The 21,580-nt window shown below is 40.2% G+C and carries 16 protein-coding genes and 1 pseudogene; all 17 read right to left on the reverse strand.

Translation table 11 applies throughout. The annotated features are described in order from the left end of the window. Positions 1-14 precede the first annotated feature (14 nt). Positions 15-1,121 carry a UDP-2,4-diacetamido-2,4,6-trideoxy-beta-L-altropyranose hydrolase gene (gene pseG, locus AC2FA3_RS10095; RefSeq protein ID WP_490509440.1) on the reverse strand — a complete coding sequence of 369 codons (1,107 nt, stop codon included), beginning with the start codon at positions 1,119-1,121 and terminating at the stop codon, positions 15-17. Then, complete coding sequence (locus AC2FA3_RS10100) at positions 1,118-1,819, reverse strand: acylneuraminate cytidylyltransferase family protein (RefSeq protein ID WP_490509441.1); 702 nt, start codon at positions 1,817-1,819, stop codon at positions 1,118-1,120. The genes pseG and AC2FA3_RS10100 overlap by 4 nt, the downstream gene beginning before the upstream one ends. Next, on the reverse strand, positions 1,816-2,571 hold the full coding sequence (locus tag AC2FA3_RS10105; protein WP_490509442.1) for an SDR family oxidoreductase: 756 nt from the start codon (positions 2,569-2,571) through the stop codon (positions 1,816-1,818). The genes AC2FA3_RS10100 and AC2FA3_RS10105 overlap by 4 nt, the downstream gene beginning before the upstream one ends. Beyond that, positions 2,568-3,467 carry a Gfo/Idh/MocA family oxidoreductase gene (locus AC2FA3_RS10110; RefSeq protein WP_490509443.1) on the reverse strand — a complete coding sequence of 300 codons (900 nt, stop codon included), beginning with the start codon at positions 3,465-3,467 and terminating at the stop codon, positions 2,568-2,570. Before AC2FA3_RS10110 ends, AC2FA3_RS10105 begins: the two co-directional genes overlap by 4 nt. Continuing rightward, positions 3,464-4,348: an aldo/keto reductase gene (locus AC2FA3_RS10115; protein WP_490509444.1), complete on the reverse strand. Its 885-nt coding sequence runs from the start codon at positions 4,346-4,348 to the stop codon at positions 3,464-3,466. Before AC2FA3_RS10115 ends, AC2FA3_RS10110 begins: the two co-directional genes overlap by 4 nt. After that, a complete protein-coding gene (pseC, locus tag AC2FA3_RS10120) occupies positions 4,345-5,511 on the reverse strand; it encodes a UDP-4-amino-4,6-dideoxy-N-acetyl-beta-L-altrosamine transaminase (RefSeq protein WP_490509445.1) in 1,167 nt (388 codons plus the stop codon). Before pseC ends, AC2FA3_RS10115 begins: the two co-directional genes overlap by 4 nt. Next, positions 5,512-6,510: a UDP-N-acetylglucosamine 4,6-dehydratase (inverting) gene (gene pseB / locus AC2FA3_RS10125; RefSeq protein ID WP_490509446.1), complete on the reverse strand. Its 999-nt coding sequence runs from the start codon at positions 6,508-6,510 to the stop codon at positions 5,512-5,514. It abuts the gene before it with no gap. 385 nt (positions 6,511-6,895) lie between these two features. Further along, positions 6,896-8,227 carry a DUF4910 domain-containing protein gene (locus AC2FA3_RS10130; RefSeq protein WP_490509447.1) on the reverse strand — a complete coding sequence of 444 codons (1,332 nt, stop codon included), beginning with the start codon at positions 8,225-8,227 and terminating at the stop codon, positions 6,896-6,898. Between the two features lie 324 nt (positions 8,228-8,551). Next, positions 8,552-9,568 carry a glycosyltransferase family 2 protein gene (locus AC2FA3_RS10135; protein ID WP_490509448.1) on the reverse strand — a complete coding sequence of 339 codons (1,017 nt, stop codon included), beginning with the start codon at positions 9,566-9,568 and terminating at the stop codon, positions 8,552-8,554. A gap of 22 nt (positions 9,569-9,590) precedes the next feature. Then, on the reverse strand, positions 9,591-11,390 hold the full coding sequence (locus AC2FA3_RS10140) for an ABC transporter ATP-binding protein (RefSeq protein WP_490509449.1): 1,800 nt from the start codon (positions 11,388-11,390) through the stop codon (positions 9,591-9,593). Positions 11,391-11,538: 148 nt separating this feature from the next. Further along, positions 11,539-12,582 carry an NAD-dependent epimerase/dehydratase family protein gene (locus tag AC2FA3_RS10145; protein WP_490509450.1) on the reverse strand — a complete coding sequence of 348 codons (1,044 nt, stop codon included), beginning with the start codon at positions 12,580-12,582 and terminating at the stop codon, positions 11,539-11,541. Positions 12,583-12,621: 39 nt separating this feature from the next. Then, positions 12,622-13,899 carry a Vi polysaccharide biosynthesis UDP-N-acetylglucosamine C-6 dehydrogenase TviB gene (gene tviB, locus AC2FA3_RS10150; RefSeq protein WP_490509451.1) on the reverse strand — a complete coding sequence of 426 codons (1,278 nt, stop codon included), beginning with the start codon at positions 13,897-13,899 and terminating at the stop codon, positions 12,622-12,624. An 83-nt stretch (positions 13,900-13,982) separates the two neighbouring features. Further along, positions 13,983-16,256, reverse strand: a complete 2,274-nt coding sequence (locus AC2FA3_RS10155) for a GNVR domain-containing protein (RefSeq protein WP_490509452.1) — start codon at positions 16,254-16,256, stop codon at positions 13,983-13,985. A gap of 100 nt (positions 16,257-16,356) precedes the next feature. Next, positions 16,357-17,430 carry a polysaccharide biosynthesis/export family protein gene (locus AC2FA3_RS10160; protein WP_490509453.1) on the reverse strand — a complete coding sequence of 358 codons (1,074 nt, stop codon included), beginning with the start codon at positions 17,428-17,430 and terminating at the stop codon, positions 16,357-16,359. Positions 17,431-17,781: 351 nt separating this feature from the next. Next, positions 17,782-18,876 carry an RNA-guided endonuclease InsQ/TnpB family protein gene (locus tag AC2FA3_RS10165; RefSeq protein ID WP_490509454.1) on the reverse strand — a complete coding sequence of 365 codons (1,095 nt, stop codon included), beginning with the start codon at positions 18,874-18,876 and terminating at the stop codon, positions 17,782-17,784. Positions 18,877-19,124: 248 nt separating this feature from the next. Then, positions 19,125-19,961, reverse strand: a pseudogene (locus tag AC2FA3_RS10170) (IS982 family transposase). A 151-nt stretch (positions 19,962-20,112) separates the two neighbouring features. Then, a complete protein-coding gene (locus AC2FA3_RS10175; protein ID WP_490509455.1) occupies positions 20,113-21,567 on the reverse strand; it encodes a capsule assembly Wzi family protein in 1,455 nt (484 codons plus the stop codon). Between the last annotated feature and the right edge of the window lie 13 nt (positions 21,568-21,580).

Consider the following 21,580-nt stretch of genomic DNA (forward strand, 5'->3'; position numbering starts at 1 on the left):
CATTTCCTTTAGAGCTATCGGAGTAAAACTTTAGATAGCCGTGTTACTCCTAGCCCATCAGTAACCGCACTAGCTACCCTACTCATTGCTCTCATTTTAGGCACGGCTGAAGCTATACATTGTTCAAGGGCTAATGGCTCAGCTTCCAGCTTATTTATATTAAAGGTCAGTGCGGCTCCTACATCTTCTAATACGTTAGCAATATCCCGTTGGTTATCCGCTAAAACCAGCATAATAGTTGGAAGTCCCAAACAGCATCGCTCCCATGATGTTGACCCTGCGGCGCCGATCGCCAAATTACTATTGGCCATTATCTCAGCCATATTATTTACCCCTACCTTTACTACCGTACGCCACTGCATTATTGCGGCTTGTTGTTTTACTGCTTCAATCCATGGTGATGTTGCGCCCATAACGATGGTAATTGAACAATGATCAGGTAGAGATTTCGTTTGCAGTACTTTCAGGATTTTGGTTGTAATATTATCCTTATCAACCCCACCTAAATTAATCAAAATACTTGCCAATTTATTATGTTGACGCCGCTCTAAGCTGTAGCCTCGCCACGCTGCAAATTCAGGCCTGAGTAGTGCATATTTAGATCCGCATAGTAATTCACAATCTTCATTAACATGGGCAGCATAGTCTTGCGGATCACGACCAAAGTTTTGGTCAAGTAAAACGTCGCAATGATGCTTCCGATCTGCCAGATCATCGATAACCATTATCTTTTTGCAATAGGGTTGCAGTCCTTCTTCCCAAATCTCATCTAAAGAGTAATGATCAACAATTAACCAATCAGGTTGTAAGGCTTTTACTATCGAGAGGCTTAGCTCCGCATCTCTGTATTGTGTACTAGCCAGCCAATCAGCGTGAGAAAGTGCAGTCTTATTGTTCGTTTCAATATACAAGTCATTTTCTAAAGGAAGTGCATACACTTTATATCCCTGCTGCTGAATTTCCTCAATCAAATTCCCGTGGTGTCTACGGCATATAAAAACACATTTAGCTCCTTGCCTAGATAGCTCATCAGCTAAAGTCAAGCAACGCATCACGTGACCAGATCCTATCTGAATAGAAGCATCACAACGGAAGACAATCTTGTACTCTTTTGCTTTCATGGCGAGTAATCACTGGCTAGTAATAATGCATTTGCAATCTTTAAATCCTCATAGCTGTCTATATCCATGGCGCTTTTTAATGATATTGGCTCAAATGTATGATCTGGTGAGTAGAATGTTCTGTGAGCCAACAACGCTTTCACCGTAGATATCCAAATAGCTCCCGTTGGACAATAAAGCTTAGGTAAGTCTTGCGAACGCTGAGTCAACGTTTCATAAAAAATCTGAGTGGGTCTGCCTACATCATCAATCGTTGCCGCCCACCACGGGTTCATCCATCCATATTCAAAGCAGCTAATTTGAGCCGTGCGCTTCTTTGCTTCAAATGTAGCAACTAGCAACTGGATATCCGCACTAGTTCGTAATGGACAATTAGCCATCAATTGGACCACCACGTTGTACTCTTCTTGCCAATAGTCCATAGCCTGCTGTAAAGCAAATGTCGTAGCCTCGCTTACTGTGGAATAATCATCAGCGCAATCAGTACGTAGAAAAGGCACTTCCGCACCAGCGTTTATTGCCACCTCAGCTATCGTTGAATCATCGGTAGATACCAAGATTCGATCAAACAATCTAGATTCTTTCGCCGCTTTAATCGTCCATGCAATCATCGGCAGACCATTAAAATCGGTTATGTTTTTTTTTGGGATTCGCTTCGACCCGCCGCGAGCAGGAATAATAGCTATTCTACGTTTCACCATAATGTCCACCCGCCATCTGCCTGAATGGTTTGACCATTGATAGCATTACAGTTTTCCGAAACTAGAAAATCTAGAGGCCCTATGATTTCAGACTCAGATAGCATACGACCACTTGGCGTAAGCTTTGCGTATCTGGCTTCAAAGCTATCATCAACACGTCCACTGACACCACCATAGGCAATACAATTAACCCTTATGTCGAAATCAGAAAAACGTACAGCCAACTCCTTTGTTAAATGTATCAATGCTGCTTTAGCAACACTGTATTGAATAGGCGATTGTCTTGGATAATCCTCGTATAAAGCAGGGTTGGCAGCGACGACGCCGTACTGAGAACCTATATTGGTGATGGTGCTTAGCTCTTTTGGCTGAATATTGAATAGCCCCATTGATAGCTCATAGGGTACGACGACATCCATCAAATATTCAGCTAAAAAGTCTTCACGGCTGGTCTGACCTAATGAATCTGTCTGCAAAAAGTCCAAACTACGCGCATTGTTTACCAGGTGATTAACGGTATAACCAAAGTCTTGAACTTGCTTAATGATGTCCTGTACTGCTTGCGGCTTAGTGAAATCAACTATTAGCGGGATCAAACGATAGTCACTGCCTATCTTTGCCATTAGCTTATCGGCATTATTTTGACAGGTCGTCGTAAATAGCACCTGCCAGCCTTTAGTTGCAAAATGCCTAACAAATTGCCTGCCAAATTTACCTGTACCACCAGTAATTAAGATCGTCTCTTTCATTGGCAACCTCTTTCAAGCAATTGAACCACTGTTGTATTAAATGCTCTATCTGACATTACCTTCTTGTCTGAGATACCGTGTATAAAAGCCTGCAAAGCTGCTTTAAAAGCTGAGAATGAATCTGTAAATGTAAAGTCTTTCCAACCACTCGTACCAAATACTCTAATCGAGATTGGAGACTGTCCATTACCAAGCGCGAAAAAATTGGTCTGTATACCACTGCTCCAACAAACCACTAGGCTACCTGAGCCATCACTTCTATAACAGGAAGGAGCAGTCATTTCGACTATCTCGTCACCCTCAGAGAGCATGTTCAGTACAGGCTCAATAATATGAACAGCATATTTAGACCATGATTTTGGGGTAAATGCACTGATCTGTTTTATATGCCCTAAACTTTGCCTATCCGCCGTAGTTAGGGCTAACTGCTTGCTATATCTGAGCGCTGAACAAGTGAAAATCTGACCTGAATATTGTTCTAATGCATATAACCTATCTAAATCATTAATTGATAGTGCAATGGGTTTGTCTATATAAATAGGGATGCCTTGACGTAAGAATGGTTCGGCATACTGCAAATGATTATAGGCATCATCACGCGCCAACAGAACAGCATCTACTTGCCCAATCATCTCTGTGTAACAAGTCACAACGTGCTCGATTTTTGCGGCTTTGGCAATGTGCCGAGAAAGCGCTATATCTTGCGTCCAAATAGCAGTAACTCTTGCCTCTCTGATTTGACTCGCAGGCCATTGTTGCTGCTCTAAATAACGTGGTATGACAGGATAGCCACATTTTTCCATTTCCACCGAATCATAGCCATTAAAGATAGCGCTCCATGAATAAGGATGCCCATTACCTTCAGATGAGCCGATTACTCCCAACTTTAATGTCATAGCTGCCACCTCGACGGATTAATCAAACCTTCATCTGCTGATTGCAAGACGTCAGGAATATCAGTGATAGGAGTATCAATTGCAGCAATTATTTGTTTCAGCTGCCAAATATCATCTACCCCAACTATGATTTTATCGATATCACTATGTTGGTTGAGATAGCTTAAGCAGACCTGCAAAGGAGAGAGGCTTTGTTGATTCAACCACTGATGGTACTGTTTAATTAATGGCGCCCATGGAGTAAAGTACACTGGTGTTTTTTCGCTTGGTATCAATAAAAGACCTTGTAAGAAAGCTGATCTAACATGAATGGCTACGCCTGCTTTTTTTAGCTGTTTAAGCATTCCTGTATTCTCCATGCGCCGATCAAATATATTCATAGGTGCTTGAATTACATCAAAATCAAACCTTTTAATAAGCTCGAATAATTCATCAGGACCATAAACAGAAATTCCAATCTGATCCACCATGCCCTGCTCTTTGAGTTTTAATATCGACTTATATATTTTCTCTCCGTTTGTCCCTAGCAACTGGGCTGGCCTATGTAATAACAAGTCGTTCAATTTTTCCGTTTTTAAACGCTTTAATGAAGATATCGTTTGTTCTAGAACCCATTCTTCTACGTTTAGACAATTGGATGGCACTGCCGGTAACTTAGTTACTATCTCAAACTTCGCAAGGTTATGCAGACCTAAGACTTGTTCACTGTCACCATAAGCAATAGCTGTATCGAGCATGGTTATGTTAAATGCGCTGGCTACTCTAAGTAATTGCTCAACCATGTCTCCTGGTACTTTATCTGCCATATTGGCTAGACCATATTTCAGTCCGAATTGCGCCGTTCCTAGCGCAAGCTTGTGACTGTGCGCTAGGATATTCATGATTCTTTACTCAATATGGTTTTCAGCGTCGAGCATACAGTGTCTTGTTGCCCTTCAGTCATCGCTGAAAACAGAGGGATACTGATTGCTTCGTTATAATACTGTTCTGCTTCAGGGAATTGACCCGATTCAAACCCTTGCCTTTGATAATAGGGCTGCATATGTACAGGGATATAATGCAGATTAACGAGAACCCCTGCCGCCCGCAGCGCGTTAAACACATCAAGATGGGTGGTATTAATTTGTTCTAACTGCAGACGAATGACGTATAAATGCCTGGCTGAATAACTGTCGGGGTGCTGCCACGGTAAGATGATTGGTAGGTTTTGAAGTAGCTCGTCATAACGAGACGATAGCTCGTGGCGCTTGATAACAAACTCTTTTAACCGTTGCATTTGTGATAGCCCAAGAGCGGCTTGCAACTCTGTCATTCGATAGTTAAAGCCCAATGCAATTTGCTGATAATACCAAGGGCCATCCATATCTTGCGTCATCAACTCTTCATCACGGGTAATCCCATGGCTGCGGAGTAAATACATTTTTTCTGCTAGATCTGCCCTATTGGTCACGGCTGCACCACCTTCAGCGCTAGTGACTATCTTGACCGGATGAAAACTAAATATAGTGATGTCGCTATAGCGGCTATTACCGATGGGTGCATCTTGATATCTACCACCAATCGCATGTGAGGCATCTTCAATAATTTTGAAACCATACTTTCTAGCCAACTCATGGATCGCTTGCATATCACATGATTGACCACTGAAATGTACAGGGATCACTATTTTGGGTAGCCTTCCTACCTTTTGCGCTGCAATAAGCTTTTTTTCTAATTGTTTCACGCAAAGATTATAAGTGCGAGGATCGATATCAACAAAATCAACTTTGGCACCGCAATACAGAGCACAATTTGCTGAAGCGACAAAAGTATTTGGTGTTGTCCAAAGCCAATCGTCATTGCCTAACCCTAAAGCCAAACAAGCGATATGTAATGCCGATGTCGCACTATTAACAGCAACAGCATACTTGGCATCACACGCATCTATAATGGACTGTTCAAACGCGGGAACCTGAGGCCCTTGAGTCAAAAAATCTGATTTAAGAACCTCAACAACCGCATTAATATCTTGCTGATTGATATCTTGGCGAGCATAGGGAATCATTTATATACTCCCTATTTTTTCGCAGTTTATCTCGAGCCAATCTTGTAGATCGCCATCAGACATCCACTCTGAATTGCTGTCACTGGCATACACGAAACCTTTAGGTACCTTTTTGCCATCTTTGATTCGTTTTGGACATATTGCCCAGTTATGTATCAGCGGCAAAATTTTGAAATGCTCAGGATACTCATAGGTATAGTAAGCATCTTCACTGCTAATCATTTGTTCATGCAGTTTCTCACCGGGACGAATGCCTATAATCTCTTGCTTGGCTTCTGGTGCAACTACTCGGGCTAAATCTACCATCTTCATAGAAGGTATTTTTTTGACGTAAATCTCGCCACCGATCATATCTTCGAATGCATGCCAAACTAACTTAACGCCATCCTCTAATGAAATCATAAAGCGGGTCATACGGTCATCGGTAATTGGCAACACGCCCGTATCTTTAATAGACATAAAAAAAGGAATCACGGAGCCACGAGAACCCATGACATTACCATAACGTACCACTGAAAACTTAGTGCCATGCTCTCCAGAATAAGCGTTACCAGCTACGAACAATTTATCGGAAGCAAGTTTAGTAGCACCATAAAGATTAATCGGGCTACTGGCTTTATCGGTAGATAGCGCAACTACACCTTTAACGCCTTTATCGATACAGGCATCAATTAAGTTCATTGCACCATTAATATTGGTTTTTACGCATTCAAAGGGATTGTATTCAGCGGTAGGTACAATTTTAGTAGCAGCAGCATGGACAACATAATCAACGCCGTCTAATGCACGATATAAGCGCTCTTTATCACGGACATTACCGATGAAGAAGCGCACTCTATCGTCACCGACGAATTTTTTCGCCATATCCCACTGCTTCATCTCATCACGTGAAAAGATGATGATTTTTTTAGGATTATATTTTGCTAAGGTCATGGGTAAAAAGGTATTACCAAATGAACCTGTGCCGCCAGTGATGAGAATAGTGCTATTAGTCAACATGTAAAATCCCTCTACCAGTTGCAAGGATACCAAATATTGTTCAATTATTTATTCTGTAATAAACTTAACAAAACTATAACACACATTAATATGCAAAATAAAGCATATATATATTTATTAATATCAATATTTAAATATATAACCAGCAAAAACAAATTAAACGTAAAATAAATGATAAAAATTAGTCATCAAAAAAAAGAGCTTTGGCTTAAATATATGATTATTCATACATTTAAGCCAAAGCTCTTTATTGGTTAGCAGGAATTACAGTTACCTACAGTCAAAACAATTTAGAAAAAATACTTTATAAGAAATATAGGTCACAGTGTTCGATGTGGAAAATTAAGCAGATTAGTAATTAATATAAAGATTAAACTAGCAATTTTTAATATTCATAACTATCATTATGATCTGACACTAAGTCAACACTTATCAATAAATCTTCAGCTTTTAGCTTATTTATAGTATCTTGCAACGCCCATAATGGGGCGTTTATTTTTTCTGCTATTTCTAGATTTGTGCTTACTCCATCACAATAAGCCAGAAAATTCATCATATTTTTGACAACTAAGCTACTGTCTTTGGTACCGATTGTGGGATGTAAACCTCTCTTGCCAAGTTGTGGTTCGCATAAAAAGTTTGTTGCAAGTACTTCATTAGCTTCAAGACATTCAATCGATTTTTTTAGCACTTCATAACTACCAAGCAGCCCAGTAGCAGTGACCAGCTCCAAGTCATCTAAAGAGGTGTGATACTCTGGATAGCATCCATACTTTGTTCTCATAATTGAACATACAGGCAGATCTATACCCTTGCTACAGTACTGTCTTTCATCACTTCCTCTGTCTAAGAAAGAGTAACTGACAAACTCTGGATGTGTGTGGGTTAAAACATGTTTTGCCACTTGGTCTGCTAATGTGTCACCGGTTTTGGAGGGCAAATATGAGTAAGCCCTATCATCACCTACACAGGTAATATTAAAGCCAGCAATAATTTTTTGTTTCATCACTTCATGATGACGACTGAGGTATGCGATTGAGCCAATAGTTTCAGGGATGATAATAATACGATAAGTATATTTTCTAAACGGCAAGCTTAAAAGCCACTTTGCCAAAAATACTGTTACCACTGGTCCTGATAGCTCGTTATTTGCCATTGAGGGATGACACAAATAAGTTGATAAAAAGACCTCTTCTTCCGTTTCCCCTGGAATGATCAACTCACCGTAGGTTAAGCTTCCTTCCCCTAAATCACTGTCTATATATACTTTATAAGTACCTGGTTTGAGCTTGTCCCTCTCTTGTTGAGTAATACAAAAACCCCATCTTTCTTGATAGTATGAGGTTATATAGGGTATCGCATTCGGTTGCTCTGGCAATGAATACATGTGCTCCTGCAATTCTTCAAGCGATATTTCTTGATTTACGGGTATAGAATAACCAACGGCATGAAGGTTAGAAACTTGAAAGTCACATATCTTTTTGCCATCAGGAGTAATAATATAGGCGTCTCTAATATTCCACTCTTTTGGGACTTCCCAATCAAAGCATTTGGTACCAGTTGCTACCTCAAACACATTCAAATCATTCAAATCATTCAATTGCATATCATTTTTTAGAATATTTAAGGATTCTCGAAAACCAATTCCAGTGATGCTACGACATATGGGGAAAAGCTTTTCACAAAGCTTGTGCATTTCTATACCAATATTTTTCATTACTTGGTTCTCCTTTAGCCTAATTAATAATAATCCCTTATTTTATTTGACCTTAATATCGCTGAAATGAAACGCCTCACTTAAAGTACATGAATTATTAGTCACTAAAATTATGCTATGAAGTACTTTTTTTATAAATATATATATTAGAATAATGCTTATAAGGTAATTTAATGAGTCCTATTTGTGTTTATAGTTTGGTTTTTACCGAAAGTGAAGGACTAATACATTAGGAGTCAGAAATATAAATGTTCAGTAGATATCTATAGTCGATTCAAAATAAAAGCGATACGCTTGTAGTAAAGTAAATAGCTTTATATCAGTTTATAAATTCCATTCTTTTTTTCTTATCCCCTCAAAGTAAGCTGTCTGTTCACCTGTCAGTGTAAAAGACATAAGCCACTGTGCACGGAAATACAGTTTATACTGATAGTCTTTTTCATTAATGAGATGAAATGGGCTTAGACTTATATTAAATTGCTTAGCCAATCTGCGATATTCGCTCATAATTCGCCAAATAGTTACCCACCCTTTATTGGGTATTACACTAAAGAACATCTCAGCACTGTCTATCAAGTACAGCTGAATAAAACGTTGCTTTATAATATCGATTTCTATATCAGTTTTGGCAAGTGCTAAGCTCTCTGTCAATCCACAAATTGATGTATAAAGACGATCAAGTGATTTTAGAGTTATCTTACCTCTAGTAATAGAAGCGAATTCTTGATGATATAGATAGCCAACGATGTCTGTTTTTAAAAAACTCGTGACGAGAAGCGGGAGGGTAAATGCCAATGGGATGTCTTCGTAATAGCAATACTCAGGATAATAAACCTGGTTTTCAATCAAAAAATTTCGCCTAAAAGCTTTGCACGTTTGAGACATAAACCTACTCAAAAGTATATGAGGAACTTCTCGTCTATCTCTGTAGCTGCCTGGTGCCACGCCCATTGTATTCATAGGAATATTATCTGAGCTTATAACATTGAAATCGATAAAATCATACTGATTGGCGCAGTTGTCTTTTATAAATATTAAGGCATCTATCGTTATATCATCATCAGAGTCGGCGAACCAAACATATTCACCTTTTGCGAGCTTCAACCCCGTGTTCCTAGCACCACCAGGACCTTTATTTTTTTGTTTTATTACGATTATATTAGCCTGTGGCAAGCTATCTCTAAAATCTGTAAGTAAACGATAAGTGACATCAGTTGAACCGTCATCAACTAAAATAACCTCGAGATCGAGATCTCTCGACGTTATTTCTGTTACACGTTTAAGCAGTCTCTTGCATTTATGTGCCGAATTGAAAAATGGGATGATCAAACTTAAGTACATATTAGAACTCCCGTCAGTAACGCTAAGCGTATCTAGCCATTTCTTTAAACTTTACATTACGTACCACAAGTTCCTGATAAGTCCCTTGATCAATTATTTTACCGTGCTCCATAAAGTAGATAAGATCACACTTCTCTACTGTTTTTAGACGGTGTGCAATCATAATAATAGTCTTTTGACCACTGAACTCATGGATAGCGTCCATGACTATCTTTTCAGTAATACCATCTAATGCACTAGTTGCTTCGTCGAATACTAAAACTTCTGCTTCATGATACAGTGCGCGCGCAATACCGATACGTTGCCGCTGACCACCTGAGAGCTGTACGCCGCGCTCACCTACTTTGGTATTGACACCGTCTGGCAGTTGCTCAACCAATTCTGTCAGATTGGCTAAATTTAACGCTTTATTGACTTGCTTTAGGCTGATGTCTTTCGCCGGAATACCAAAGGCAATATTTTCAGCGATACTTCCTTCACTCAGAAAAATACTTTGTGGTACAAATCCCAATAGATCTTGCCAAGCTCGTTTATTATCTGCAGTGATACGAATGTTATCGACATATATACCGCCTTGTTGCGGGGTCAACAAACCAAGCAACAAATCTATCAAAGTTGATTTGCCAGAGCCTGATGAACCAACCAGACCAATCACACTATTGACAGGGATACTCATACTGACACCGTCCACAGCCGCTCTATCCTTACCAGGATAACTAAATGCTATATCATTCAGAGCAATATTTTTATAGAGGTTTATGGATGTAACTATCGAATTTTCGCTGACGATCTTCTGGTTTTCAATTGAGCGCTGTAAGTCATCTTTGACAGCCTCGAACGCAGCGACATTACCTTTAATAACAGATAGACTAGAATATATTTGTTGTAAAGCTGGCAACAACTTAAATGCCGCCAGAGCATAAACTGCTAAGATTGGTAAGACTTCTCCTAAATTACCAGAGTGTACCTTAATCAATACCAATACCAATGAAATCATCGCACCAAAGGCTATAAGCTCTATAAAATATCGTGGTACTTGGCTAATAGCTATATTGGTTCCTCGAGCACGAGCGTAGACTTTACCGCTATCATGAAACCGAGTGATAAAGTCATGGCTACGGTTTAGCAATAAGACATCTTTAATACCGCCAAACCCTTCGTTCATGAGTCTAAAACGTCGCGTCGACACTTCAGACAGCTGTTGACCATTACTTTCTAATTTTTGTCGTACTAATCTATATAGTACGAAGTATGCTAACGAAAATATGAATAATCCCAATATTGCGATAACTGGATCATAAATCACAATACTGATGGATATAAATAGTGCTAAGACTAGCTTGGAATTCATTTGCATTAACGGTTGTATGATGTCATTACTGATGCGTGCCGCTTCAGTGGATACTTGCTTAGTCAGCTGGGCACTACTACCGCTGGCATGAAACTGCCAGCTTTGCTGCATATAGTAGCTATAGAGACGATCCGCAATCTCAGTACCGATACGCGCGCCAAAAATTGATAATCTCCAAGTTGTAAACATAGCAATGACAGTAGAAAACGTCAACATGACTAGGACGATCACACCAGTATAGAATAAAAAGTCCATAGGATTATTCAGACCAGACATCTTATATAACTGCGCAAAAACGCCATTAGTCTCTAGTATGCTAATATCACCAACTAAAGCCATGAAAGGGGCTATAGAAGCAATCCCTAATAGCTCTGTAAACGCCATAATAACCACCAGCAATTGCAATAGATAAAACTGTTTTAACTGTTTATCGGTCAGTAGAACAAAGAGCTGTTTGATTACTTTTAACATAACTTATTCAACTATATTAAGTTCAATATAAAAAGATACAGCGGGACTGGGATCAGTTTTTTGCACCCTCTGTCGGCTTAGGCACCGTACGACAGAAACATTCATATCAGTCCTGCGTCATAACGTAACGTCTCTATTTTATTTAGTATCAACCATGCAAGCTATTTTGTAAAAAAGTAACATACCAAGGCATGGCTTTTTTTATACCTTGAACAACATCAAACTGCGGATCATAACCCAATGCACTTTTGATCTTACTAATATCAGCCTGACTGTGGCGCACATCGCCTTCTCTAAAGTCACGATAAATAGGAGCTTGGCTATAATCTACGCCATTAATGCTTAAGTTACCTTTTAGTGCTGTAAATAAAGTGTTGAGCGTGGTGCGACCACCGACGGCGACATTATAGACTTGGTTTTTGGCATCATTATCGGCAGTTGCTGCCAAGATATTGGCCTGTACCGCGTTTTCAATAAAATTAAAATCTCGGCTGGTATCACCATCGCCATTGATATAAACATCATCGCCTTGGATCATGGCTGCTGTCCATTTAGGTATCACCGCCGCATAAGCACCGTCCGGGGTCTGGCGCTTACCAAAGATATTAAAGTAACGCAGGCCAATAGTATGAAAACCATAAGTACGAGCAAAAACTTCGGCATATAGCTCATTGACGTACTTGGTCACAGCATAGGGTGATAAAGGCTTACCAATGGCTTCTTCAACCTTTGGTAATGCAGGATGATCACCATAAGTCGAGCTACTAGCAGCATAGGTAAAGCTTGCCACATTCGCATCGCGAGCGGCGACCAGCATGTTTAAAAAACCTGAGATGTTGGTGTCATTGGTGTTGATAGGGTCTGCGATAGAGCGTGGCACTGAGCCTAATGCTGCTTGATGGAGAATATAATCAACATCTGCGCAAGCGGTTTGGCAGTCTGCTAACTTGCGTATATCACCTTCTATAAAGGTAAAGCACTGCCATTGCTCGGCAGTTACCACCGATTGAACTTCATCTAAGTTGTGTTGAAATCCAGTAGCAAAATTATCTAAGCCTACGACTTTTTGATTCAGTAATAACAGATTCTCAAGTAGATTTGAGCCTATAAAACCCGCAACCCCTGTGATGAGCCAAGTCTTTGGTTCATTAACTAATGCTTCTGCAACTTGTTGATAGGCGGTTACTTTCATAGTCAATATCTCCCAAATTACCTTGATTACTCTAGATGTTTAAAGGCGTATGTCAGTATCTTCTTTAGTAAACAAATACTTTAGATCATAGATAACATGATTTTCTTTACCTAATGCTCTTATTTTCTTTATGCCCATCTTGATAAACTGCTCATGAGCGACCGCTATAATAATACCGTCATATTGTTTTGATAAAGGTTGAGAGATAGGAGTAATGCTGTATTCCCGCTTGGCTTCGTTAGCATCTATCCAAGGGTCATGAACGTCAATCTCAACATTGTACTTTTGTAGCTCATGTACAATATCGATAACCTTGGTATTACGTACATCTGGGCAGTTTTCTTTAAAACTGAGTCCTAAAACCAAAACTTTAGCACCTTCAATTTGTATGCGTTTTTTGATCATGGTTTTGACCAACTGTGTGACCACATACTCACCCATGCTGTCATTCAAACGCCGACCTGCCAATATAATCTCAGGGTTATGGCCGATAGCTTGCGCCTTATGGGTCAGATAATAAGGATCAACACCAATACAGTGACCACCGACAAGTCCTGGACGAAACGGTAAAAAGTTCCATTTGGTTCCCGCTGCCTTGAGCACTGCTTCGGTATCTATTCCCATCTTATTAAATATTACCGCTAGCTCATTAATCAGGGCAATATTGACATCTCTTTGGGTATTCTCGATGACCTTGGCGGCTTCTGCAACCCTGATACTTGGGGCTTTATGCGTACCGGCGGTAATGATTAGGTTATAAACTTCATCAACAAAATCAGCAATTTCAGGTGTCGATCCAGCCGTTACTTTTAAAATATTAGTTACGCGGTGCTCTTTGTCACCCGGATTGATACGCTCAGGACTATAGCCTGCATAAAAGTCTTGGTTAAGGATTAACCCAGATACTTCTTCTAGTACTGGCACACAAACCTCTTCGGTCGCGCCAGGATAGACTGTAGACTCATACACCACAATATCATTTTTTTTTAGTAATGAACCTACTGCCTTTGAGGCCGTGATTAGTGGCGTTAAGTCAGGTTGCTTTGAGCTATCGATAGGTGTCGGTACGGTTACAATAAAGAAATTACAGTCTTTGAGTGTTTGGATATCTGAGCTATAACGTAAATGTATCGCTACAGCTAGCTCTTCATTACTAACCTCTAAGGTATGGTCTGTGCCTGCCATTAGCGCCGCAATGCGGCTAGCATTAATGTCAAAACCTACCACTGAATGCTGTTTGCCAAACTCAACCGCTAGAGGAAGTCCGACATATCCCAAACCAATCACTGCTATTTTTAGCTTGTTTATATTTATCATAGAGTTCTACCACCTAACCGTTTTTGAAGAACGTGATTAACCAGCTTGGTTGAAAATATAACAGTAATAGTAACAACGCCATATTACCGATTGTCGGCATAGGTATAGCGATAATGATAGCTATATTTACTCATAAGACCTTGCTTAACATCGTTGAGAATAATGCCATCTACTTGGATATTAGACTCATCCATTTGCCTAACGGCATAGATCAACTGTTTTTCCATTGAAGCGTCGTATCTAGTTATCATGAGTACTTTGTCTGCATGTTGAGCTAACACCATAGCGTCTGAAGCGGCCAATAATGGTGGTGAATCGATGATAATATAGTCATACTGAGACTTTAATCTTGTTAACAAAGCATCAAATCTTTCGCTGATTAATAGCGATTCAGGATCACTGGGATGCTTTCCGCGTGGCATAAAGTCAATATGGTCTATACCAGTCGGATGAATAAAGTTCTCGAGACTAAAATCAGAAATCTCATTCGTTATTTGAGCAGCGGCGCTTTTGTTAGGTGGGTTAAGTTGCAAACTACTATCGTCTAGCAACAGATAATCTGCTAAGCCATCATATTGACTCATACTAAAGACCTTGTGCAGCTCACCCAAACGCATATCGGCATCTATGACCAAAACTTTTTTGTTCAACTGAGCAAAGACTTCTGCCAAGTTAGCAGAGATAAACGACTTGCCAACGCCTGGGCTTTCACCAGTGAATAAAAGTACTTTTGCCTGTTGGCTATCTGAAATTACCGTTGGCATACTTAATATAAGTTTAGTTCGAAGGCTTTTGATCGCTTCATAACTCAAGCTACTATTATCAACATAAGCCAGCATACGAGGGGCTGCCTTTTTGTTAATACTTAATCGCGATAATATAGCAGAGCGTGGAATCGTGGCGATGACTGGCACCCCTGTCTTAGACTCAATACGTTCAGGGTCTTTAACGACATCTCTAAGCAGGTGCATAATAAATACTAATAAAGCACCTAGCAGAGCACCTGCTAGGGAGGCTAACATTATTATTAATTGTTTTTTGGGGGTGACAATTCTATTGGTATTGATAGGCAAATCAATGATACGGGCGGCGCTGACCTCACCTGCTTTGACAATTTTTAGCTGCTCGTAGTTCTTAAGGATAGTGAGATATATCTCTCTATCGATGTTTACATCTTCAGAGAGTGTCAAAAACTCTCTTTGTACTTCTGGCAACTTATTGATGGTATTGTCGATTTGCTGTTTTCTAGCATTCAATACGCCAAGTTGTTCGTTTATCTGGATGACTAGAGGATGCTCATTGGTATAGTAAGTGGTTAGATCTGCTCTTTTTAGCTTAAGCTCACTAATTTGTGTATCAATTCCAGCATTTTCATTAAGCAATATTGACGCTTCTTGTGCCACATCAATGGTCCCAGAATTCTCACGAAATTTATTAAATATGGCTTCTGATTCTTTGAGTTTTTGTTTTAATGCTGGAATTTGTTTTTTCATAAACTCAATAGTTTTGATAGTTTGTTCCGAGCTGCGTGTTTGATCCTGTGCACTATAAGACAGTACAATATGTTCTAATATTAGGCTGACTTGCTTTTGGTTTAGCCCTGACAAAGACAGCTCAATCATACCAGTCTTAGTGCCTTCTTCCACCACTGACAAAGCGCTATTGATAGAGTCCGTGGTGATTTGCAGTGATTGCTTAGTAATATCGATAGGGTGTTCATCAGTAGGTAGATCATTGACTGTAATTTCAATTAGACCATTCTTACCTGTGAAACGATAGGCTTTGTTCAACTGCCCCTGAAATTTCTCACTGTCATTACTCAAAACAAAGCCTGTGTTAGTTCTTAATAAAGTGAAGGTTTTATCTAGACAATCTTCTGTTACATCGAATTGACTCACTTGTATCCGGCCATCACTTGTCTCGAGTACAACGCCATCAGCACTATTCATTTGCACGTTCGTTTGGTTGTTTCTTATTCTATCTATCTGATTAACTGCCGGATCGTTCAATTTGATACCCAAATGAAGCAAATCAACCACTGGCTCTAATACCATGCGGGATCTTATTAGCTTAATCTGCGCTTGCATTGAACTATCATCAGGGGGCAATAGCTCTCCTATATTCGTTCCGAGCCCTGATAAGTTTTTGGAGGTTTCATCAATTTGGACCAAGGCATCTGATTTGAAGGTGGGATTTTCGTAGCGAACATACAACACCCCTATTATCAAACCCAAAATTGCGCACAAAACAATGATCTTCCAGCCGCGTAGTAATACTAAAAGCAGACCCAGTAGATTATTATCATTATTATGTTTAGATAAATCCTTTGAATTGGTATCCATAACATTGTTATCCATAACTATGTCTTCATCAATTAGTATGAGTCGGTTCGCTTATTTTTTTAGTCCATTTTTCAAGGCTCGCGATGCTACTCTCAAACGCCATAACTCTTATCGCTTAAAAGTCTGAGATTGACCTGATCGCCGAAGTTGAGGGTAAAAGAGCACTTAGCACACGGTTCCAACGAGTTAGACCCGTAGGATCCACATAAAGAATGTCATTGGCTTGCATCTCAAAGCGGTTTGCCAATGCTAAGCCAGTAATAGTCTGCATATCGACATAATAGATATTGGTATAGTTGTACTGTTGATTATCACGGACAATATATACTTTGGCAGCATTGGCGGTGCTGGCATTGAGACCACTTGATTCACCCAGTACGTGCGATAGGCTTAGCCCCTGCTCAGGTATAGAGACTGGCGCGATTCGACCAAACTCGCCCAAGACATAGACTTTATTACGACTTTGACTATTAACATGAATGGAATCGCCATCTTGTATATACACTTGATTGGCAGATAGCCCCATCTGTCTTAATGACTGCAACCCTAAGCTATAGTTTTTACCTCGGCGATTTAATACAATATTATTTGAATCGCCTGTCGTAGTAGCACCCCCTGCTATGGACAAAGCGCCATATAAGGTAACCGGTGCATCAGCAATAGGGAACTCGCCAGACTTGGCAACTTCTCCATCGATAAAGAATTTGCTACCAAGATAGTTGATGACTTTGACTTGTGGGTCTGAGTATTTCAGATAGCGTTGCAATCTACCTTGCAAGACTGCAGTGAACTGCGACACACTCATGCCACTCGCCTTTAGGCGTCCAATTAATGGAAATTGTATAAAACCCTGCTGATCAACAGTCAGACTTGATGTTGATGCACTGATGTTTGGATAATCAGTGAGCGCTATACTCATTACATCTCCGGCTTCAATACGGTAACTCATTGGCCTTGAAGTTTTAATTAAGTTATATAGCTCATTGTCGAGTACGGGAGCTTGCTTAGCGGGTAAGGTCGCTATGTCTAATGGCTGAACACTAAAGGTAATGCCATTTTCTGCGACAAAAGCACCACTAGGCGGTAAGTTTCCCACTTGTAGTCCAGAATTAATGCTGCTACAGCCAGATATGAAAGTGAAGAGCACTAAGCACGTTATCGTCGATAATTGAGATGGATATCCGCGCATAATGAACCCCTTGTAAACTGCAGCTATAAATAACAGCTATTAGCGATAGCGTAATTTTTATAATGTAAGGCTATTACAAACTCATTAAATAACTAGATTACAAACAAAAAGCGTCTTAGTAAGAATATGAGTCATAATATGGAAAACTTTTGTTAACTAATCAATAGTTATATATAAATAATTGAATCTACATATTCGTATATTCTTATATACTTATATACTATCCAAAAACAATTAGCAACAAAACTTATGCATTACTTACATCGATTAAGAGGGTTATATAAAAAATAGCGTAGAGCAGTTATCTGATAGTAGTTATAAGATCAGCTGTTAGTTGACTTCCCCACTGCCCTAAAGAACAGTGCTTCCTACTGCTAGACGCTCAAACCCAAGCGCAAGAATGTTCTTTGCCGCATTCACATCACGGTCATGAGTGACACCACACTCGCAAAGCCATTCTCTTATTCCAAGACATATCCTACCTTTCGGACTGTTTTGGCGTGAGCCGCAACACGAACACGTTTGGATGGTGTACTGCTCATTTACCTCGTCATAGTGAAAACCTGCATGCTTGCATTTATAGGTCAGTTGTCGCTTAACGTCAAACCAACCTGCGTCGTAGACGAATTTGGCTAGTTTGGTCCGAGTAAATGATTTTGATTGAAGCTTGCCGATGATGAGTATTTTATTGGTACTGACAAGCGTGGTGGTGAATTTATGGATCAAGTCTTGGCGAGTATTTTTAATCTTGGCATGAATGGCCTTGACCCGCTTTTTATTCTTAGACCTTTGAGCCATCCCTAATTTTGGTGCGTATTGATGGGTTAACTTGATGGTTAAGACCTCACCATTACTTGTCGTTGCCAACTCTTTACAGCCCAAATCAATACCAGTTTCACCTGTACCACACTCCATTTTTGGGTATTTTTTAACGGTGACGCACACATACCAACGCCCACGACTGTCTTGCACCAGCTCACAGGTATTCATCGTGTAGAGTGCCAGATTGTAGCTATCCCAAACGTCGATAGTCAGTTTTTTGCCTTTAGCAAGGCTAAATTGAATGGTGGATTTAAGGGTTTTCTTACCTGCTTTTTTGACACCCATGTATTTGATGGCAGTTTTTTTAAACGGAATCCAACCAAGTGACGTGCGTTTGGCTTTCGGGTTATTGGTACGCCAATTCAGCTTTGCTTTCTTGAATTGCTTGCGCGATTTAGCATGGGTTTCGGTGATTGCTTGCAAGGTTTGGCTGTGCAGGTTTAGGTATTCACCCGCACCTTTGGTGTAGCTTGCTAAGTCATAAGCTGAAAAGAATTTACAAGTACGTTGCAAGTGCTTAAAACTCAAATCATTGACATAGTTCCACACAAAATTAACCGCCCCAGCCAGCTTATTGAGCTGGTTGGAATGTTTATCTTTGATGCGTAGTTTGAGCGTTTTCATGAGATAATTATGATATTGACGGGCTTCGTTAACAAGGTGTCTTCAAGAGTATACGACAATAGCTGATGCCTGATATCCACGCCTTAGAAGTGATGTGCTTTTACGGCGCTTTGTGATAAAAATATATCTTATTTTTATTCCTATTCTCAAAATAGAGAATAAGTCCTAGCAAATAGTTAAATTTTGGATAAAAAAATAGGAGATGTTACCTCAGTAACCACTCCTATTTAAATACATTCAAATATGATTTAACCCCACTCTGAACTTGAAATAAGCAAATCAAACTGAAGTGGCGGGTTACCAATTTTTTTATTGAGTACAAAGCACAAATTATGCGACAGAATCTTACGAATCAATCAATGAGACAAATGCCATAAATCTCTTGCTCGTACCCTTTGTATATTAAATCGTTCTGATAGCTGACCAATGACTGTTTCAACGATACGGCGGGCTTTCATTAGCCGCATTACCACAGGTTTGGGTCTATTCTCTTTCATATTGGCTCTGAGTGGCATTTGTAAACCTACTTCTTGAGCGTCGTAGTACTGAGACAGACTCGGACTGATATACCCTTTATCAGCGCCAAGTAGCCCATGAATATGAGTGGTAATTTCTGGGGCAACCGCTCTTTCATCAACATTGGCAGGAGCAAAGGTAAAGCCTTTAATCATGCCCGACAAGTTAACAAGCAAATGTCCCTAAAAGCCATAGTACCTCTCTTGCTTAGCCGCACAGTAGCTAAAAGCCGCTAAGTTTTGATAGTTTTTATACCGATAAGCACGTCCATAATGACAGACGGGTATTGGAAAACCATCCATAAAATGGATGTTGTCACGGCCCTCAAGTTGACTGACTTTATCTTGTGTCCGCTGTTTTACTTGCCACAGATTCGCACAATGCTTTGCGAAGTTAGGATATGAGCCTATGGCTGGAAACCAAGATTGCCAATGCTGGGTAAAGTATTGGCAAATCTGTTTGTCTTGGTCTAGGTTTAAAAATTCACCGACCAGTTCCATGCAAATGATCTCAGGATCACTCAACTTTGGTGCGTAACCTGCACCTCGTAAGGGTTTGGTGACGACTATTTTTTAATATTGCTCTACCATTAAATAGATATTGATGATAAATTCGTCTATGGGCATCTCATGGCTCCGCTGTATTATTGGTCGAAAACAATAGATTAGTGAGATGCTCTTCTTTTTTCAATCACTTTCGAAGTTGAGAGTGGGGTATGATTTAGTAAGTTTGCAGCTCGATACCTACGCCTACGCCGACATCAGTGGACTGGATATCTGAATCTACTGCCCAAACTCGGCTAGAGATAAGCGCTTTAGGGTTGTATTGATGCTCCCAAGCGACATCGATACCTGTCAGCTTATCAGTTATTGGGAATGCTTGATTGGTATCGTTCCTTATATCTGCTTGATTTACTTTAGCATGCTGCACTTTTGCATTGATAAAGTTACGGTTATCAAGCCATAACCTGCCACCAAGCGCGATGCTTTCTGCATCACCGCCTAGCGCATAGCCTAATGGGTAGCCTTGCTGATAATAACCGTCAGTATAAATGTGATGATTATAAGAAATACCTTTTATTTCACCACTAGTACGAGTGTCGGTATACTCCGCATAAAGCTGGTACGGCTTACCATAAGCAGCAGATGCATAATCAAAACCAGCTAGATACATATTCTTGGAAGGAAGTCCGCCTGCTTCATCTTCACCCACATATTGAGCATAAACGCCAGCAGGTATGTTAACCAATGGTGCCAGATTCAGCCTAGCATCAAAACCGCCAAGCTGATTAGCTGGATCTGCTGTACCTTCATCAGCTTCTATATTATCTCTAATTCCTGTTACCGCATCAATCAAGGAGCTAAAGCTTTCAGGTCGTCCTTCACCGCCCCACATAAAGGTACGAGAAGCACCCACTTCCAACCATTCCCATGGGCTAGCAGTTAAGCGTGCGCCAAATAGCTTAGCATCAGGAATCGCTTCATAATCTTCAAACTGACCAGCAAATAACTGATACTGCCAAGGTCCGACCCACGATAAATACTTCGATGTAGGCGCAGTTTGTTGATCACGCTGCATGGTAAAACCTGCAACCGGCAAGCTTGCATCACCTCGAATAAGGCTACCATCATACCCAGGTCCCCACCACGTTGGAATTTTACCCGCGATTAACCATTGATTGGCAGCGGTACCAGCAAGGTATGAACCTTCAAAGCTAACATCTGAGCTGTCATCGATAAGTTTGTCATTTTTTAAATTGGCTTGTAGATTAAATTCCCACTCCGCTTCGCTAAGCGATACTCCAACGCTTGCTTGTTGACCCGCAAGTTGATCGTCAGCAAATTTTTGTGGTAGCTGATCTCTATCGGTTTGTATATGCAGGGCGGCTGACCCTTTTACTACTGAGTCTCGGTTCTGATTCAATCGCGTTTGCACCGACTGTAATATCTGCTGCTGCGCGGGTGTTTGGGCATTAGCTATATTTAAAGCGCGTTTGACTTCATTAGCAGTCAGTGGCCAAGTACTGGTACTAATCTGTGCGACCCCTTGAGTATTAAGCCAGTCAAGATCTGCCTTGAGCTTTAGATCGTTCATATACAGGTTTTGTGCCGATGCCAACATCGATACTGATGATAGGACGCCAAAACTCAATAGGATACTTATTTTCTTATACATAATAGATTTCTTC

The sequence above is a fragment of the Janibacter sp. CoH_79_TC_3 genome (genome assembly GCF_058197955.1).

What these genes read in the sequence shown, in the direction of transcription:
- pseG (WP_490509440.1), bottom strand. Translation starts at nt 1,121, where the DNA reads ATGAAAGCAAAAGAGTACAAGATTGTCTTCCGTTGTGATGCTTCTATT.
- AC2FA3_RS10105 (WP_490509442.1), bottom strand. Translation starts at nt 2,571, where the DNA reads ATGAAAGAGACGATCTTAATTACTGGTGGTACAGGTAAATTTGGCAGG.
- AC2FA3_RS10110 (WP_490509443.1), bottom strand. Translation starts at nt 3,467, where the DNA reads ATGACATTAAAGTTGGGAGTAATCGGCTCATCTGAAGGTAATGGGCAT.
- AC2FA3_RS10115 (WP_490509444.1), bottom strand. Translation starts at nt 4,348, where the DNA reads ATGAATATCCTAGCGCACAGTCACAAGCTTGCGCTAGGAACGGCGCAA.
- pseC (WP_490509445.1), bottom strand. Translation starts at nt 5,511, where the DNA reads ATGATTCCCTATGCTCGCCAAGATATCAATCAGCAAGATATTAATGCG.
- pseB (WP_490509446.1), bottom strand. Translation starts at nt 6,510, where the DNA reads ATGTTGACTAATAGCACTATTCTCATCACTGGCGGCACAGGTTCATTT.
- AC2FA3_RS10130 (WP_490509447.1), bottom strand. Translation starts at nt 8,227, where the DNA reads ATGAAAAATATTGGTATAGAAATGCACAAGCTTTGTGAAAAGCTTTTC.
- AC2FA3_RS10135 (WP_490509448.1), bottom strand. Translation starts at nt 9,568, where the DNA reads ATGTACTTAAGTTTGATCATCCCATTTTTCAATTCGGCACATAAATGC.
- AC2FA3_RS10140 (WP_490509449.1), bottom strand. Translation starts at nt 11,390, where the DNA reads ATGTTAAAAGTAATCAAACAGCTCTTTGTTCTACTGACCGATAAACAG.
- AC2FA3_RS10145 (WP_490509450.1), bottom strand. Translation starts at nt 12,582, where the DNA reads ATGAAAGTAACCGCCTATCAACAAGTTGCAGAAGCATTAGTTAATGAA.
- tviB (WP_490509451.1), bottom strand. Translation starts at nt 13,899, where the DNA reads ATGATAAATATAAACAAGCTAAAAATAGCAGTGATTGGTTTGGGATAT.
- AC2FA3_RS10155 (WP_490509452.1), bottom strand. Translation starts at nt 16,256, where the DNA reads ATGGATAACAATGTTATGGATACCAATTCAAAGGATTTATCTAAACAT.
- AC2FA3_RS10160 (WP_490509453.1), bottom strand. Translation starts at nt 17,430, where the DNA reads ATGCGCGGATATCCATCTCAATTATCGACGATAACGTGCTTAGTGCTC.
- AC2FA3_RS10165 (WP_490509454.1), bottom strand. Translation starts at nt 18,876, where the DNA reads ATGAAAACGCTCAAACTACGCATCAAAGATAAACATTCCAACCAGCTC.
- AC2FA3_RS10175 (WP_490509455.1), bottom strand. Translation starts at nt 21,567, where the DNA reads ATGTATAAGAAAATAAGTATCCTATTGAGTTTTGGCGTCCTATCATCA.